At 60.7% G+C, this 16,254-nt stretch carries 12 protein-coding genes and 2 pseudogenes; 8 read left to right on the top strand and 6 right to left on the bottom strand.

Annotation, left to right across the window (positions count from 1 at the left end; all coding sequences use genetic code 11):
* Window positions 1-24: 24 nt before the first annotated feature.
* The 4 genes and pseudogenes from PMI23_RS06280 to PMI23_RS30260 all read right to left on the bottom strand — a co-directional run.
* Window positions 25-657 (bottom strand): LysE family translocator, encoded by a 633-nt coding sequence (locus PMI23_RS06280; RefSeq protein WP_007912932.1) that lies wholly within the window; start codon window positions 655-657, stop codon window positions 25-27.
* A 73-nt stretch (window positions 658-730) separates the two neighbouring features.
* The gene (locus PMI23_RS06275; protein ID WP_007912933.1) at window positions 731-1,330 is read right to left on the bottom strand and encodes a flavin reductase family protein; all 600 of its coding nucleotides are present in this window, start codon (window positions 1,328-1,330) and stop codon (window positions 731-733) included.
* Between the two features lie 182 nt (window positions 1,331-1,512).
* Window positions 1,513-1,950: pseudogene (locus PMI23_RS30265) on the bottom strand (methyl-accepting chemotaxis protein); the annotation flags it as partial.
* A gap of 102 nt (window positions 1,951-2,052) precedes the next feature.
* Window positions 2,053-2,829 (bottom strand): annotated as a pseudogene (locus PMI23_RS30260) (PAS domain-containing protein); the annotation flags it as partial.
* 238 nt (window positions 2,830-3,067) lie between these two features.
* Here PMI23_RS30260 and PMI23_RS06265 point away from each other — a divergent pair.
* Entirely contained in the window at window positions 3,068-4,438 is a 1,371-nt protein-coding gene (locus PMI23_RS06265; RefSeq protein ID WP_007912937.1) for a GntT/GntP/DsdX family permease, read from the top strand.
* 39 nt (window positions 4,439-4,477) lie between these two features.
* Here the strand turns inward: PMI23_RS06265 and PMI23_RS06260 are convergent, their stop codons facing one another.
* The gene (locus tag PMI23_RS06260; RefSeq protein WP_007912938.1) at window positions 4,478-5,791 is read right to left on the bottom strand and encodes an MFS transporter; all 1,314 of its coding nucleotides are present in this window, start codon (window positions 5,789-5,791) and stop codon (window positions 4,478-4,480) included.
* A 351-nt stretch (window positions 5,792-6,142) separates the two neighbouring features.
* On the opposite strand from PMI23_RS06260, the gene PMI23_RS06255 reads away from it, so the two are divergent.
* From PMI23_RS06255 to PMI23_RS06230, 6 genes are all read left to right on the top strand, one after another.
* Window positions 6,143-7,561 (top strand): short-chain fatty acid transporter, encoded by a 1,419-nt coding sequence (locus PMI23_RS06255; protein ID WP_007912940.1) that lies wholly within the window; start codon window positions 6,143-6,145, stop codon window positions 7,559-7,561.
* A gap of 185 nt (window positions 7,562-7,746) precedes the next feature.
* Entirely contained in the window at window positions 7,747-9,444 is a 1,698-nt protein-coding gene (locus tag PMI23_RS06250; protein ID WP_007912942.1) for a molecular chaperone HscC, read from the top strand.
* Between the two features lie 11 nt (window positions 9,445-9,455).
* Window positions 9,456-11,183 carry a J domain-containing protein gene (locus PMI23_RS06245; RefSeq protein WP_007912944.1) on the top strand — a complete coding sequence of 576 codons (1,728 nt, stop codon included), beginning with the start codon at window positions 9,456-9,458 and terminating at the stop codon, window positions 11,181-11,183.
* Between the two features lie 98 nt (window positions 11,184-11,281).
* Complete coding sequence (acpA, locus tag PMI23_RS06240) at window positions 11,282-12,976, top strand: acid phosphatase (protein ID WP_007912945.1); 1,695 nt, start codon at window positions 11,282-11,284, stop codon at window positions 12,974-12,976.
* Window positions 12,977-13,096: 120 nt separating this feature from the next.
* Window positions 13,097-14,269, top strand: coding sequence for a hypothetical protein (locus tag PMI23_RS06235; protein ID WP_007912948.1), 1,173 nt, complete (start codon window positions 13,097-13,099; stop codon window positions 14,267-14,269).
* Window positions 14,270-14,449: 180 nt separating this feature from the next.
* Window positions 14,450-14,974 carry an SET domain-containing protein-lysine N-methyltransferase gene (locus tag PMI23_RS06230; protein ID WP_007949698.1) on the top strand — a complete coding sequence of 175 codons (525 nt, stop codon included), beginning with the start codon at window positions 14,450-14,452 and terminating at the stop codon, window positions 14,972-14,974.
* An 8-nt stretch (window positions 14,975-14,982) separates the two neighbouring features.
* On the opposite strand, the gene can is transcribed toward PMI23_RS06230, so the two are convergent.
* Window positions 14,983-15,627, bottom strand: coding sequence for a carbonate dehydratase (can, locus tag PMI23_RS06225; RefSeq protein WP_007912954.1), 645 nt, complete (start codon window positions 15,625-15,627; stop codon window positions 14,983-14,985).
* A gap of 141 nt (window positions 15,628-15,768) precedes the next feature.
* Here can and PMI23_RS06220 point away from each other — a divergent pair, with 141 nt between their 5' ends.
* Window positions 15,769-16,173, top strand: a complete 405-nt coding sequence (locus PMI23_RS06220; RefSeq protein ID WP_007912958.1) for a hypothetical protein — start codon at window positions 15,769-15,771, stop codon at window positions 16,171-16,173.
* Window positions 16,174-16,254 lie beyond the last annotated feature (81 nt).

Here is a 16,254-nt window from a genome sequence, read left to right as displayed (position 1 = left end):
GATTAACTCGGGAGATCAGTCGGCTCAGCGATTAGCCAGCAGATGCACCCCAAACAGCAAATAACAACCACCGGCCAAGCGATCCAGCCATTGCCGCGAACGCTCATACACACCAGCAATCCGGCGACTGGCGAAGAACAGCGCTACGCAGCAATACCAACTGAACGACAGCGTCGCCATGGTCAGCACCGCCAGCGCCAGCAACAGTGGCGGGATGTGAGCCGGCATGGCGGTGGCGAAGATTGTCGCGACGAACAGTGCGGATTTGGGATTGGTCATGTTGCCCAGAAAGCCGCGGCCATAAGCGCCGAGCAACGTTTGCTGCGAGTCATCCAGCGTACCCGCGACGATCGGCGCCTTGCGCTTGAACTGCTTGAGCCCGAGGTAGATCAGGTAACAGCCGCCGGCAATCTTGAAGCTCAAGTACAGCGCTGGCGCGGCACTGAACAGCGACTGAATGCCCAAGCCTCCCGCCAGCCCCCACAACACGGTTCCGCTGGCCACACCGAGCGCCGCGACTACGCCATGATGGCGGGAACGGCTGACCGCGAGTTGCGCGATGTTGAAGAAGTTCGGGCCGGGCGTGACCACGGCCACCGTCCACAACAGGGCCAACGACAGCAGCGGCGCCAGATAACTTGAAAGGGAAAGATCCATGGGCATGCGCCTGATAGGTTTGACGATGCTCTCTACCTTGCAACATCCGGTAATGTTTTGCCATCAGCCGTATTCAAACCGCTAACGTCTTGCCATCCACCGCGTCACCAATCTTCAGGAAATGCCCGCCCGCCACGTGGTGCAAGGTGCGCAAGCCATCGTGCCCTTCGAAATGCCAGCGTCCGTCGCTGAACACACGCTCATCGGCATGGGCGGCGATGACTTCGGCGAGGAACAGATCGTATTGCTCGTGATTGCGCGGCTCCGGGAGCAAACGGCATTCGAGCCAGGCCACACAGCCGTCGAGCAAAGGTGCTTCGACTTGTTCGCCGGTAAACGTCTGCAAGCCGTACGCCTGAAACTTGTCTTGCCCTTGGGTTTGGCTGATTTCCAAGCCCGAGGTATTGCCGACGGTTTGCACGATGTCGGCCTGATTGACGCAAGGCACATTGAGCACGAAGGTGCCGGACGCTTCGAGTAACTGGCGGGTCCAGGTCGATTTGTCGAGGACGACGGCAACTTTCGGTGGCTCGAAATCCAGCGGCATGGCCCAAGCGGCAGCCATGATGTTGCGCTGGCCGTCATGGGCGGCGCTGACCAGAACGGTCGGCCCGTGATTGAGCAAACGGTAGGCTTTGTTCAGGGGCACCGGGCGGCGGTGGGAATCGCTCATGGGAATCTGCTCCGGGGAAAAGGAGCCGATTGTAGCGCCAGCATCGAAATACAGGCAGGTGAAAACTCTGTAGGAGCTGCGGCACGCTGCGATCATTTGATCTTGATGTTGATCCTCGGAATCAAGATCAAAAGATCGCAGCCTCGTTTCACTCGACAGCTCCTACAGGGGTTGGGTGCAGGTCAGTGGGAGAGTTGATTGGCGAACTGGCCGACGGCATTCACGACTTTCTGCGCACCGTCCTGAATCTCGACGATCACCGTGCCCGCCTCGGCCGCCAGCGCCAGCCCTTGTTCGGCCTGAAGCTTGCCGTCGGTCATCAGCGCCACGGCGTTGCGCGCCATTTCCTGGTTCTGCCGCACCACAGTGACGATCTCTTCGGTCGCCTGACTGGTGCGCGAGGCCAGTTGTCGCACTTCGTCGGCCACCACCGCAAAGCCTCGGCCCTGCTCGCCGGCACGGGCCGCTTCGATGGCAGCGTTGAGCGCCAGCAGGTTGGTCTGTTCGGCAATGCCGCTGATGGTTTTGACGATGGTACCGATCACCTGCGACTGCTCGTTCAGTGCCTCGATGCCCTCACCGGCAGCCTGCATGTGCCGCGACAGATCTCGCATTACGTTGACCGCTTCAGTCACCACCGTGGTACCGCGCTGGGCGGTGCTGTCGGTTTGCTGCGAGGTGCTGTAGGCGATGCTGGCTGCGTCGGCGACGGCTTGCTCGCGGTTGACCTGATCGGTGATCACCGTGGCGAACTTCACCACTTTGTACAGTTTGTCGTTGGCATCGACCACCGGGTTGTAGGACGCCTCCAGCCAGACCGTACGACCGTGGCTGTCGACACGCTTGAAGCGATCAGCCACGAACTCACCGTTGTTCAAACGGCGCCAGAAGTTTTGGTACTCGGCGCTGTTGTACTCCTCCGGCGTGCAGAACATGCGGTGATGTTTGCCCTTGATCTGCGCCAGGCTGTAACCCATGCCGCTGAGAAAGCGATCGTTGGCGTTCAGCACATTGCCGTTGAGGTCGAACTCGATTACCGCGGTCGAACGCACAAGCGCACCGATCAGGTTTTCGTGTTCACGAGAAGCTTCGATGGTGCGGGTCAGGTCGCTGGCGAACAGCGAAATGTGCTTGATGCGCCCATCCGAGGAACGCACCGGTTGCACGATCGAACGCAGCCACGCTTCTTCACCATTGCCGCGCAGCAGGCGCACGGCACCGGCGAAATGTTCGCCGCGGTTCATGGCGTTTTTGAAGCGGTGATGGAACTCGTCAGTCTTCACATGCGCCGGGACGATGTCTTCAATCGCCCGCCCGATCAGGTCCTGACTCTTGTAGAGCATCTCGGTGAGGAAGTTCTGGTTGACCGATTGAATGCGCCCGTCGGGCTCAAGGTTCAGCACCAGCATCTCGCTTTCCAGGCTTTCCTTCACCTGCACGAGGCTGGAGAGTTCTTCACGAAGAGCGGCCAGCTCTTGCTTCAGGCGTTTGTTGAACATGGGAAAGTACCGATGGGCAGGATAGAAAGCGGGATGCAGCCTAGCCATCGGCCTTGAAAATCTTTTCTGAAGAGCGTTTGCGACCGGTCAGTCAAAAATAATCTCGATAGGCCACTGGTCTGTTCTGTTCCCCACCGAGCGACTGCAAAACCCAGCGCTCTGGCCCGGCCATATCGGGTATCCTCAAGGCAAATTGCAACAATATGTTGCAGGTATCCGCCCGATAAGGAGTTCCGTTTTGGATTTATCGACCGCTGCCTGGATGGTTCACGACACCCGCCTGATTCTCTGCTGTCTGCTGGCCATTGCGACGATTATCGTGTTGATCAGCGCGACTAAACTGCCGCCGTTTCTATCGATCCTGATCGGTACTTTCATTGCCGGTGTCGGCGCTGGTTTACCGCCCGAAGACGTGGCCAAGGCGTTCAGCAAGGGCGCCGGGGCGATTCTCGGTGAAGCGGGGATCATCATTGCGCTGGGGTCGATGCTCGGTGCGCTGATGGCCGAATCCGGCGCCGCCGACCGCATTGCGTCGACCTTGCTCGGGCTGGGCAAAGGCAAGTCGTTGCCGTGGGTCATGGCGCTGGTGGCAATGGTGATCGGCCTGCCGCTGTTCTTTGAAGTGGGCCTGGTGATGATGGTGCCGATCATTTTCGTCATGGCTCGCCGTTCGGGTCAGCCGCTGTTGAAAATCGCGATTCCAGCGCTGGCCGGGATGACCACGCTGCATGCTCTCATGCCTCCGCATCCCGGGCCGTTGATTGCTGTCAGCGCGTTGCATGCCGACCTTGGGCTGACCATGCTGCTGGGTTTCAGCATCGCCATCCCGGCGGTGATTCTGGCCGGGCCGCTGTACGGCAACTGGCTGTCGAAACGCATGCACATTGATGAGCCGGCAGAACTCGGCGCGTTGTTCAGTGCGCCGCCGAAAGCGCCGCGCCAGCCGAGTTTCGCCATGTCGCTGCTGATCATTCTGCTGCCGGTGCTGCTGATGCTCGGCAGCACCCTGGCGAAAGTCGCGATGAGCCCGCAAAGCAGCGTCGCCCTGAGCCTGAAGTTTCTCGGCGAACCGTTGGTGGCGCTGAGCATTGCGGTGATGGCGGCGGTGATCTGCCTCGGTTGGGCCAACGGCATGCCCCGTGAAGACGTCGGCGGCACCCTGCGCAAAAGTCTGGCGCCGATTGCCGTGCTGTTGCTGACCATCGGCGCCGGCGGCGGCTTGAAGCAGACATTGCTGGATGCCGGCGTCAGTCAGACCATCAGCAAAGTCGCCGAAGGCGCGCATATGCCGTACCTGTTGCTGGCCTGGTTGATCGCTGTGGCATTGCGTCAGGCCACAGGCTCGGCGACGGTGGCCACGACCACGACGGCGGGGATTCTGGCGCCGATGATGGCGGGCCTCGCCGCGACGCAAAGTTCGTTGGTGGCATTGGCGATTGGTGCCGGCTCGGTGTTCTTCTGCCACGTCAACGACGCCGGTTTCTGGATGGTTCGCGAGTACTTTGGCTTGCAACTGAAACAGACGATCTGGGTCTGGTCGATCCTGCAAACCATCGTCTCGGTGGTAGGCCTGGCGGGGACGTTACTGTGGTGGCACTGGCTGACGTAACGGCCTCCGCGGGTTTGCGCTGAGGCCGTTAACTCGCCTTCAGGAACAAGGCGCCACGGATTGGCTGCCGACTCGGGGCATGCGCGCGCCGAAATACGCCGCGCTGACGATGCCGACCATGCCCATCACCGCGCAGAACATCACACAAATCCACGGGCTCCACGGCATCAGACCGATCAGCAGCAGCGGTGTGATGCTCGCCCACGCGGCGTAGGCGATGTTGTAGGTGAAGGAAATGCCTGACACGCGGATACGCGCAGGGAACAAACCGACCATCACCGACGGCACCGCACCGACCACACCGCACGCCAGACCGGCGACGGCGTAAGCCAGGCCAATCCATTCGCCGCCCATGATCAAACAGCCATACAGCACGCCGATGCCCAACGGTAGCAGCAGGCTATACAGCATGACCGTGCGCCAGGCGCCAATACGATCGACCAGCAACCCGGCGATCACGCAGCCGATATTGAGAAACACGATACCCAAGGCACTGAGCGCGAAGGTGTGGCTGGCGGTCATGCCGAAAGTTTTCTGCATCATGGTTGGGGTGATCACTACGAACACCACCACCGCCGAGGTCAGCACGCAAGTCAGCAGCATCGCCGGCAGCATCGCCAGTCGATGCTCGCGCAGCACCGTGCGCAAGGGCAGTTCGACCCGCGCCTCGCGCTGCGCTTCCATGGCCATGAACACCGGGGTTTCGCTCAGCCAGCGGCGCAGATAAACGCCAATCACGCCGAACACGCCGCCGAGCAGGAACGGATAGCGCCAGGCGTAATCAAGGATTTCCGCCGGGGTGAAGACTTGCGCGAGAAACGTCGCCGTCAATGCGCCGATCAGATAACCGAAGGTCAGCCCGGCCTGCAAGAAACCCAAGGCATACCCGCGATGACCGGCCGGCGCGTGCTCGGCGACAAACACCCAGGCGCTCGGTACTTCACCGCCGACTGCCGCACCCTGGAGGATGCGCAGCGCCAGCAACAGCAAAGGCGCGAAATAACCGATCTGTGCATAAGTCGGCATGATGCCGATCAGCAGGCACGGCAGCGCCATCATCAGGATGCTCAGGCTGAAGACTTTCTTGCGCCCGAGTTTGTCGGCGAAATGCGCCATCAGAATCCCGCCCAGCGGCCGCGCCAGATAACCGGTGACGAAGATGCCGAAGCTTTGCAGCAGACGCAGCCATTCGGGCATTTCCGGCGGGAAGAACAACTGGCTAAGGGTCAGGGCGAAGAACACGAAGATGATGAAATCGTAGATTTCCAGCGCGCCGCCCAGGGCCGCAAGGCCGAGGGTCTTGTAGTCGGAACGGCTGAACGGCGCAGGTTTGGCCGGGGATTGGGCAGTCATGGCAAAGAACTCGGAAACAGGCAAAAAACCAAGGCGCCCATGGTCTACGCAAATGGGCTGGTGGACAACCCGTTAGACCATAGTCCCGGTTTTGCAAAACCTGCTCACAAAGCATCGGCAGTTGAATTACTGTTAATGCCTGTCCAGCGGGACCACGCCAACACCGGCCAACCGCCGTAAACCCCATGTGGGAGCGAGCCTGCTCGCGAAAGCGTCAGTTCAGGCAACCTCAATGTTGAATGTGCCGACCTCTTCGCGAGCAGGCTCGCTCCCACAGGGATCTCTGTGTTGTCGAGATCGGCGAGCGTTCCCGCGGACCACAATAACCATAAAAAATCCGAGGTACTCCCTGTGGCCGTTGATATCGAAGATAGCCGCTCCGCACGCTTTGCCCTGCGCTGTTCAAGTTTTGCCGAACGCTGGTTTCCCGACTCCTGGGTATTCGCCGCGCTGGCGGTGATCATCGTCGCCCTGGCCACGCTGGCCATGGGCGCCAAACCCACCGATGCTGCCATGGCCTTCGGGGACGGCTTCTGGAGTCTGATTCCGTTCACCATGCAGATGGCCTTCGTGGTGATCGGCGGCTACGTGGTCGCCAGTTCGCCGCCCGCTGTAAAACTGATTGATCGCCTGGCACGCATCCCGAAAAACGGCCGTTCCGCCGTGGCGTGGGTGGCGCTGATCTCAATGGTCGCGTCCTTGCTCAACTGGGGTCTGTCGCTGGTGTTCGGCGGTTTGCTGGTGCGCGCCCTCGCCCGCCGCACCGATCTGAAAATGGATTACCGCGCTGCCGGCGCCGCTGCCTATCTGGGCCTTGGCGCGGTGTGGGCGCTGGGCTTGTCGTCGTCGGCTGCGCAATTGCAGGCCAACCCCGCCAGCCTGCCGCCGTCGATCCTGTCGATCACCGGGGTGATTCCGTTCACCGAAACGATTTTCCTCTGGCAGTCCGGCGTCATGCTGCTGGCGCTGATCGTGATCTCGATCATCATCGCCTACGCCACCGCCCCAGGGCCAAATTCGGCGCGCGACGCCAAGGCCTGCGGCATCGACCCGGCCTTCAACCTGCCTCCGCTGCAACCGCGCACCCGTCCAGGTGAATGGCTGGAACACAGTCCGCTGCTGATCATCGTGCTGGTGCTGCTGGCGGCGGGATGGCTGTTCCATGAGTTTTCGACCAAACCGGCGATCACCGCGATTTCCGGGCTCAATACTTACAACTTCCTGTTCATCATGCTCGGCGCATTGCTGCACTGGCGTCCGCGCAGTTTCCTCGATGCCGTGGCCCGCGCGGTGCCGACCACCACGGGCGTGTTGATTCAGTTCCCGCTGTATGGCTCGATTGCCGCGCTGATGACCACGGTCAAAGGCACCGACGCGCAAACCCTGGCGCACCACATCTCGACGTTCTTCGTCAGCATCGCCTCCCACGACACCTATGCGCTGCTGATGGGCGTGTATTCAGCGATTCTCGGTTTCTTCATTCCGTCGGGTGGCGGCAAGTGGATCATCGAAGCGCCGTACGTGATGCAGGTCGCCAATGATCTGCAATATCACCTCGGCTGGGCGGTACAGATCTACAACGCCGCCGAAGCGTTGCCGAACCTGATCAACCCGTTCTACATGCTGCCGCTGCTGGGCGTGCTGGGGTTGAAGGCGCGGGATCTGATTGGTTTCTCCTTCGTGCAACTGCTGGTGCACACACCGCTGGTGCTGCTGTTGTTGTGGGCGCTGGGGACGACACTGGCGTATACGCCGCCAGTGATGCCGTAACAAAGCGGGCGCGGTCATGCTGGCCGCGCCCGCATTTTTCTCCTGAAACAGCCGTGTGTCGGGCTGCCTGTCGCAAATAATGGCTCAGAGCCATCATCCTGCTTTACCGCATCGCACCCTCGGTAATATTCTGCGCGCCCATAAATGTTTCCATTTTTTACCAAGCGCAAAGGGAGTTCGTTGCAATGATCGTAGGGATTGACCTGGGAACCACCAACAGCCTGGTCGCCGTCTGGCGGGGCGATGCCACCGAGTTGGTGCCCAATGCCCTGGGCCAGTTCCTGACACCAAGCGTCGTCGGCCTGGATGATCAAGGCCGGATTCTGGTGGGTCAGGCGGCGCGCGAGCGTCTGCACACGCATCCGCGCCTGACCGCTTCGCTGTTCAAGCGCCACATGGGCAGCGCCACGCAAACGTACCTGGCGGACAAGGCGTTTCGCCCGGAAGAACTCTCCGCCTTGGTGCTCAAGAGTCTGAAAGAAGACGTCGAGCGCGCATTTGGCGAAACCGTCACCGAAGCGGTGATCAGCGTCCCGGCCTACTTCAGCGACGCTCAACGCAAAGCCACGCGCATCGCCGGCGAACTGGCCGGGCTGAAGGTCGAGAAGCTGATCAACGAGCCGACCGCCGCCGCCCTCGCCTATGGACTGCATCAACGCGACAAGGAAACTTCGTTCCTGGTCTTCGACCTCGGTGGCGGCACGTTCGACGTGTCGATTCTGGAGTTGTTCGAAGGCGTGATGGAGGTCCGCGCCAGTGCCGGTGACAACTTCCTCGGCGGCGAAGACTTCGACACCGTGCTGCTGGAGCACTTCATCAGCCAGCACCGTTCCGCCGCAGACTTCCCGGAGCGCAGCAGCGTCATCCAGCCGCTGCGTCGCGAGGCCGAGCGCGTGCGCAAGGCGCTGGGTCAGGACGACAGCGCCGAATTCCGCTTGCAACTCGGTGAGCGGCAGTGGACGCACACCATTACTCAACAGCAGTTGGCGACGCTGTACATGCCGCTGCTCGAACGTCTGCGCGCGCCGATTGAACGGGCGCTGCGCGATGCGCGCATCCGCGTCAGCGATCTCGACGAGATTCTGCTGGTCGGCGGTACCACGCGCATGCCGCTGGTGCGCAAACTCGCTGCCGGGCTGTTCGGCCGGTTCCCGTCGATCACCCTCGACCCGGATCAGGTCGTGGCCCAGGGCGCGGCCATTCAGGCGGCACTCAAGGCCCGCGCCGCAGCGCTGGAAGAAGTGGTGTTGACCGATGTCTGCTCTTACACGCTGGGCATCGAGACCTCCACGCAAGTCGGCCGCAACTATGAAAGCGGCCACTACCTGCCGATCATCGAGCGCAACAGCATCGTGCCGGTCAGTCGGGTGAAAACCGTGTACACCCTGCACGACAATCAGGAACAGGTGGTCGTGCGCATCTTTCAGGGCGAAAGCCGTCTGGTCAAAGACAACGTGGCACTCGGCGAACTGGACATCAAGGTGCCGAAACGCAAGGCCGGCGAAGTTGCCCTCGACGTGCGTTTCACCTACGACAACAACGGTCTGCTCGAAGCCCAGGTGAAAATCCCCCTGACCGGGCAACAGCATTCGCTGGTCATCGAGAACAACCCAGGCGTGCTGTCACCCGAGGAGATCCAGCAACGCCTGGCGAACCTCGCACAGCTGAAGATTCATCCGCGCGAGCAGCAGGTCAACACGCTGCTCAGTGCACGTCTGGAGCGCCTCTATCAGGAAAGCCTGGGCGATCTGCGTGATCTGATGGGCGATTGGGCCAAGCAATTCCAGATCGCGCTCGACTCTCAGGATGAGCGCCAGATCCGCGAAGTGCGCACCGATTTGAGCCGACGCCTGAGCGAACTCGACCGCACCCCGTGGCAATAAGGAGTCTGGCCATGGATTGCTGGTCGGTGCTGCACCTGCACGATGACGCCGAAGCCCGCGACATCAAGCGCGCCTATGCGCGGCTGCTGAAAACCTTCCGCCCCGATGAGGATGCCGAAGGCTTCCAACGCCTGCGCGAAGCCTACGAGCAAGCGCTGGCGATTGCCCGGTGGCGCCTTGAAAACGCCGAACCCGAGGAGGAACAAGACACCGACGTCGCCACGGCGTCCAGCGCCTTTGCCGCGCTGGCGTTCGATGCTGCGCTGGCAAACAAACACAGCCACCAGCAAAACCAGCCGTGGGAATTTGCCGATCTCGACTTTCCGCCCGTCAACCCGGCAGCCCCAGAGCCTTTTGCACCGCCGGCGAAGGATGATGTTTTGCCTGTCGAGCCACTGACGGCGGCCCCGGACACAGCAGCGTATGTGCTTGAAGCGCAGGCCGCACGGCAACTGCTTGAGGGACTGTCGCCAGAAAATCTCGGCGAGCGTTGGGATCAGGCGCAACAGCAAAGCTGCGCCAAGGCGTTCGAAAGGCTGCTGCTGCAACGGTGTTTTGACCAGCCACAATTGCGCAGCCCAGTGCTGCACTGGGCCGTCGAGCACCTCGGATGGCTGGGGCCGTGGCAAGACGTGCTGATGAATGATCGCCAGCGCGACCTGCTCGCCGAAAGCCTGATGGCCGATTATCGAAACGCCCTGCAAGCGCTGCTCGAAAGCCAGAGCGAACGCGAATTTCTCGATGTGCTCAAACGCTACAGCGCTCAACCGTGGCTGCAGGTATTCGATCGCCGCGAACAATGGCAGCAAACCCTGCTGCACGTGCTCAATGACACTGAGTGGAGCGTACCGCTGTTCGACCGCATCGGCCAACTGTTCGGCTGGGATCACAACAAAGGCCTGCACCCGCAACCGGACTGGCTCTGGGACACCTTGATCGAACGCTGCGAGCAGGAAAGTTTCTACGACAATCTGCGCGCCAAGGCTGAAAGCGACCGCACGTGGGCGGCCGATGTTCAGGCGGCGCACTTGTTGATCAACCCGCTCAAGCCTTTGCAGCAAAAGAAAATCATCGACGGCTTTGGCCAGAATGAATGGCAGGCCTGCCATGACTTGTCGGAAAAGCTTACGTGGCGCTTCCCCGAGCTGCTCGCACGTTTGCCTTATGCCGATGTTTTTTACTGGCGACGGTTCTTTCCACGACCGATTGCCGCCGAAACCTGGGTGTGGGTCTGGACGGCGATTGCCTTGGCGCTGTTCCTGCAACATCTGTCCTCCCAAACAAAAACGGCCATGCACCTCGTCTTCATGCCGATGTTGTTTGCCTGCGTACCGGTTTTGTTTTTTCGCTTTGCCCTGAGTTGGTGGGTGGTGCTCACGTCCTATGTCATCGTGCCGGACCTGTGGCTCACCGAATGGCTGATACCGCGCAAATGGAACCCTGACACGCGCTGGCTGCTGATACGCCACGGAGTACCGCAAGGGATGATGGTGCTGCTGTTTTCGCTGATGCTCGGGCCGCTGGGCGCGCTCACTTATGTCGGCACGCTCCTGATCGGGCTGGTGCACGAACGCCGTATCGGTTCGCTCGATCCGGAACTGAGCAGCCGCCGCCCATGGCTGACCGCATTGCACTGGGCGCACTTCAGTCCGCTGCAATTGCTGTTTCTGGTGGTCATGACCGCCGTAACAGCGGCCAGCAGGCTCGGCTATTCGCTCACCCAGCTCATGCCCGGCTAGGAGCGCAACGACAAAACGCTCTGTCACCCAACCGTCACATTGCCTTGCTAGCGTCCGCCCGAAACATACTGAAACAATTAAGCAAAACGGGCTGAACGATGAAAGACGACACAGACGGCACTGACGCAGCTGAATCCAATCAACCCACCGACACCAGTCGCCGCCGCTTCCTCGGCGGCGTCGCGGTGCTCGGTGTCGGAGCCACACTGGCCGGGTGTGGCAGCGCAGGTGATCAACCGGGCAAACCGGCCGAGCGCCCGCTGACGCCCGCCGAACTGGACAAGTCCCTGCGCGATCAGGTGAAAACCGTGGTGGTGATCTACGCCGAGAACCGCAGTTTCAATAATCTGTTCGGTGATTTCCCCGGTGTCGAAAAGCCGCTGGCCGCACTCAAGCCCGGCGACTATCAACAACGTGACCGCGACGGCTCGCTGCTGCAAACCCTGCCACCCGTTTGGGGCGGCGTCCTGCAGATCGGCCCGCAAACCCTCGATGGCGTGTCTTACCCCAGCGCCACGCAGTTTCAGGAAAACCTGCCCAATGCACCGTTCGCCCTCAAAGGCCCGAATGGCGAAGACTTGCCATTCGGTCTGGTCACCCGCGATTTGTGGCACGTGTTCTATCAGAACCAGATGCAGATCAATGGTGGCAAGAACGACGGCTTCGTCGCTTGGGCCGACTCCGGTGGTTTGACCATGGGTCATTACGCGCAGAGCCGTTATTCCCTGCGCCTGTGGGACGTCGCTCAGGAGTTCGTGCTGTGCGACAACTTCTTTCAGGGCGCCTTCGGTGGCTCGTTCCTCAACCACCAGTACCTGATCAGCGCCACCGCGCCGTTCTATCCGGACGCAGCCAATTCGGTGGCCAAGTCGCAGATCGCCGCGCTGCAAAGCGACGATCCGGCCGATCCGCGCCTCAAGCCGCTGGACGCATCGCCGGCCAGCGCCATGAGCGGCCCGCCGCAGTTCGGCCCGAGTGCGCTGACCCCGGACGGTTTTGGCGTCAACACCCTCGCCCCGCCCTATTGGCCCACCTGGATTCGCGACCCCGAGCGCCCGGCGTATTCGAAAGCGGATCTGCCCAACGTCATGGTGCCGCAGACCCACGAGCATATCGGCGACAAGTTGTCGAAAAAGAACATTGACTGGGCGTGGTATGCCGGTGCGTGGCAGGCGACGCTGGATCAGTACAAGGATTCCGGCGGCATTCCGAAAATCCCCAACTTCCAGTATCACCATCAGCCGTTCAACTACTTCAAGCAGCAAGGCCCGGAGAATCCCGCCGAACGCAATAAACGCCTGCGCGATGCCGGTCTGGGGGATGAGTCGAGCACCAACAGGTTTTTCGCCGATGCCGAAGCGGGCAAGTTGCCGGCGGTGAGCTTCTACAAACCGCAAGGCAACCTGAACATGCACGCCGGTTACGCCGATGTGGCCTCCGGGGATCGGCACATCGTGCGTGCGTTGAAAGTGCTGCGCGAAAGCCCCCAGTGGAAAAACATGGTGGTCATCGTCACGGTCGATGAGAACGGCGGTTGGTGGGATCACGTCGCGCCGCCCAAGGGCGACCGCTGGGGTCCGGGGTCACGCGTGCCGGCGCTGGTAGTGTCGCCGTTCGCGCGCAAAGGCACGGTGGATCACACGGTCTACGACACCGCGTCGATCCTGCGGCTGATCACCCGTGTCTTCCAGTTGGAGACCCTTGACGGCCTCAAGCAACGGGACGAGGCGATGATTGCCCGGGGTCAGAAACCCATGGGCGATCTGACCAACGCCCTGCATTTTCAGGCTTGAAAACCCGCCCTGCGAGTTTGCGCAAAAATCTGCCGATGACGGCTTCTCTGTCAAACGCGGCTGATCCACTATGAGGCGCCCCCGATACGCGGGGGAACCCACGCTGAAAAGGATCTGAGCATGTTCAAACTCGCAGGACTCACACTCGCCGCGCTCACACTGAGCGCAGCCGCCCACGCCGATGTCGATCTGAAACTGGGCAGCACCGAACGCGTCACCCGTCTCTTCGCTTACCCCAACAATTGCAGCGTGATCTGCTTCCGCAACTGGACGCTGGAACAGACCGTCGCCCATTACCTGAGCCAGAGCGTGCAACGCGATGGTTATGCCGATGCCAAGGTGTTGGTAAAAACCGACAACGGCCAGCTCTACGCCGAAATCACCGGCGTGCCAAAGGATTACGACAAACCGCTGTCGGCGCTGCTGGACGCCGGGGATCTGGCCTACACCGGCGCCAGCAAGCTCAACGCCGATGGCAAATGGGCCTACAGCTGGTACCTGTTCCTGCCGCTGGGCATGGCTCTGGAAAACCGCAAAAGTGTCGAGTTGCTGCATTTCCCGCCGGATTACTCGCTGACGCAAGCGCAGGATTATCTGCGTTCGAACACCACCGATCGTTGGGCGACTCTGTTGACCGACAACGGCATCCCCGCCGCCCAGACACCAGCGTTCCAGACCATTATCGACATCGCCCCGATCGCGGCACCGTCCAACGCCGGCAGTGATCTGGAAGGCGTGTATGACTATTTCAAGGACTACCAGACCACCCTGGTCAAACAGTTCAGCCAGACCGCCAGCGGCACGACGCTGCCAATGGTCGCGTTCGGCGCACCGGTGCGTAACTGGATCAAGCAACAATACGGGCCAACCGTGAATGTCTTGGGCCTGGCGACGATCAGCCCGAGCGAAGGCGTGAAAGTGCCGGTGCTGGGTTCCAACCATCCGAGCTATATCTGGTACGCCGCTGACCCGAAAAGCTACACCGGCGACGACGCCCAGGCCAAGGCTGATGCTGCGGGTCTGAAAGTCATGGGTCAGGATTTGAGCGCGGCCTGCTGGCAGGCTGGCATGGGCAGCAAACCGGGCAGCGATGCGCAGGCCACCCTCAACAGTTGCACACAGACGTGGCAGGTGACGCAGAAGGTCAAAACCTGCGAGTTGTTCTACACCTCGATCCGCAACCTGACCCCGGATCAGGCCGTCGCCAAGTGCGCGACCACCCCGATCAAGGCGCAACTGAAGCAATTGCAGGCACCGCTGCCGGCCACCGCCGTTCCCGCCCCGCACCTGTAATCGCCGAAAGCGCTCCCGTGTCAGCCAATGCTGACGCGGGAAAGCGTCTAAATCGCCTGTCAGATCTGACAGTAGACCGGCTATACCTAATACGACACGATTGGATCCAAACAGAAGTGTTGCAGTGCTGACAGGACGTCAACCCAAAGAAGTCGCAAAATCTTTGCGACAAGGACTGTTATGAATATCCACGCCATGGCGCAATCGGCGCCACGCGATACTGAGGGTATTTACCCCTTCGCCGGTTTGCCCGTGCGACTGGGGTTTCCCGCCAGTGCCGATTTCGAAATCATCCACGATGCGCACGGCAGCCCTATGGCGGTCGCAGCGCGAAGCGAGTTTGTGCAAAGTCATCGGATATGCCGGGTGTCCGGGCAACTACTGCCCTATCGCTGCCGACAGACCCGACAAATGCTGACGGGCATCCACATTTACGATCCGCGCTTTTGCGGTTTGATCGAACACGCGTGCGACCCCAACGTATTTCTCGACATGAGCGAGCTGTGGTTGTGGGCGTTAAAAGATATCCACAGGGGGGAGCGATTGACCATGGACTACGCCGCCACCGAAGACAAACTGCTGCATCAGTTTGCCTGCGGCTGCGCAGCCAAACGCTGTCGAGGGTGGATCACCGGTCACGACGAGCCACCCAGTATCGAGGGCCAGCACTTTTTACAGCGCTGGCGGCTCTCGGGTTTGCGCTGACAGCCCGGTTACAAAGCGCCAACCGGACGCAAACGATACTGCGGCGGCAATTGCTCAAAACCGCTGATGGTGGTGTTCAGGCTTTTCCAGCGACCATCCTTGATGCCGTAGATGCAACCGTGGATCGACAGGCTCTGCCCACGATGCCAGGCGTTCTGGATGATGCTGGTGTGCGCGACGTTGGCCACTTGCTGGATCACGTTGAGTTCGCACATCCGATCAACCTGCTCTTCTTCGGTCGGCAGCTTGGCCAGTTCTTCGCGTTTCTCGTAGTACAGATCGCGAATCGAACGCAGCCAGCCATCAATCAGGCCAAACTGACGATCCTGCATTGACGCGCGCACACCGCCACAGCCGTAGTGGCCAGTGACGAGGATGTGTTTGACCTTGAGTACGTCGACCGCGTACTGGATCACCGACAGGCAGTTGAGGTCGGTGTGTAGCACCACGTTGGCAACGTTGCGGTGCACGAACAGATCGCCCGGCAGCATGCCGACGATTTCGTTGGCCGGCACACGCGCATCGGAGCAGCCGATCCACAGATATTCCGGCGTTTGCTGGCGCGCCAGTTTGGCGAAGAAATCCGGGTCTTCCTTGGTGATCGCGTCAGCCCAACGCTCGTTGTTATCAATCAGGTCTTGTAAGTCATGCATGCTGTAAGGCCTCAAGAAAGATGCGCTGGTATGACAGACGACCGCCCGTCGGGGTCACGCCGCCAACGCAAGTGATTTCATTGGAATTCTCGTGTGCCCGGCGAGTCCACCTAAGTAAGGCCCACAGTATGAGGAATTGCCATGACTGATTCACGACGCCCTTACGATGCGGTGCAACCAGAACCCATTGATGATAACGAAGACCGCATGGGTTCGGTGCATGAGCTGGATTTCGATGAAGACCAGCCCAGCGCGAAAATCGGTGATGAGATCCCGGAGCGTGAGCGCGAGCAGTTGATGCCGCGTGAGCGGGTGCGCGAGGCCGGTTTTACCGGTGCATCGACCGCTGACCATGAACCCACCGACGATGACTTGAGCCCGGAAACGCTGATTCACGAAGACGGTGCGCGGGATGCTGAAGAGGCCGGGGAAGGCAATCAGGCGGATTGGGATTTGAGCATTGTCGATGAAGATGACATCGGCGGTGGTAATGGGCTGGATGAGGCGGAGCTGGCGCGGCGTGATCCGCTGGATGGCAACCGCTAGCAGACGCGCCCCCCTGTAGGAGCTGCCGAAGGCTGCGATCTTTTGATCTTGGTCGTAACATCAAAATCAAAAGATCGCAGC

This window comes from Pseudomonas sp. GM24, assembly GCF_000282235.1.
Taxonomy (GTDB): Bacteria; Pseudomonadota; Gammaproteobacteria; order Pseudomonadales; family Pseudomonadaceae; genus Aquipseudomonas.
The sequence above is the reverse complement of the archived record's forward strand: the minus strand, read 5'-3'. Positions and strand labels throughout refer to the sequence as shown.

What these genes read in the sequence shown, in the direction of transcription:
- acpA (WP_007912945.1), top strand. Translation starts at nt 11,282, where the DNA reads ATGAAAGACGACACAGACGGCACTGACGCAGCTGAATCCAATCAACCC.
- PMI23_RS06220 (WP_007912958.1), top strand. Translation starts at nt 15,769, where the DNA reads ATGACTGATTCACGACGCCCTTACGATGCGGTGCAACCAGAACCCATT.
- PMI23_RS06275 (WP_007912933.1), bottom strand. Translation starts at nt 1,330, where the DNA reads ATGAGCGATTCCCACCGCCGCCCGGTGCCCCTGAACAAAGCCTACCGT.
- PMI23_RS06250 (WP_007912942.1), top strand. Translation starts at nt 7,747, where the DNA reads ATGATCGTAGGGATTGACCTGGGAACCACCAACAGCCTGGTCGCCGTC.
- PMI23_RS06245 (WP_007912944.1), top strand. Translation starts at nt 9,456, where the DNA reads ATGGATTGCTGGTCGGTGCTGCACCTGCACGATGACGCCGAAGCCCGC.
- PMI23_RS06230 (WP_007949698.1), top strand. Translation starts at nt 14,450, where the DNA reads ATGAATATCCACGCCATGGCGCAATCGGCGCCACGCGATACTGAGGGT.
- PMI23_RS06235 (WP_007912948.1), top strand. Translation starts at nt 13,097, where the DNA reads ATGTTCAAACTCGCAGGACTCACACTCGCCGCGCTCACACTGAGCGCA.
- PMI23_RS06280 (WP_007912932.1), bottom strand. Translation starts at nt 657, where the DNA reads ATGGATCTTTCCCTTTCAAGTTATCTGGCGCCGCTGCTGTCGTTGGCC.
- can (WP_007912954.1), bottom strand. Translation starts at nt 15,627, where the DNA reads ATGCATGACTTACAAGACCTGATTGATAACAACGAGCGTTGGGCTGAC.
- PMI23_RS06260 (WP_007912938.1), bottom strand. Translation starts at nt 5,791, where the DNA reads ATGACTGCCCAATCCCCGGCCAAACCTGCGCCGTTCAGCCGTTCCGAC.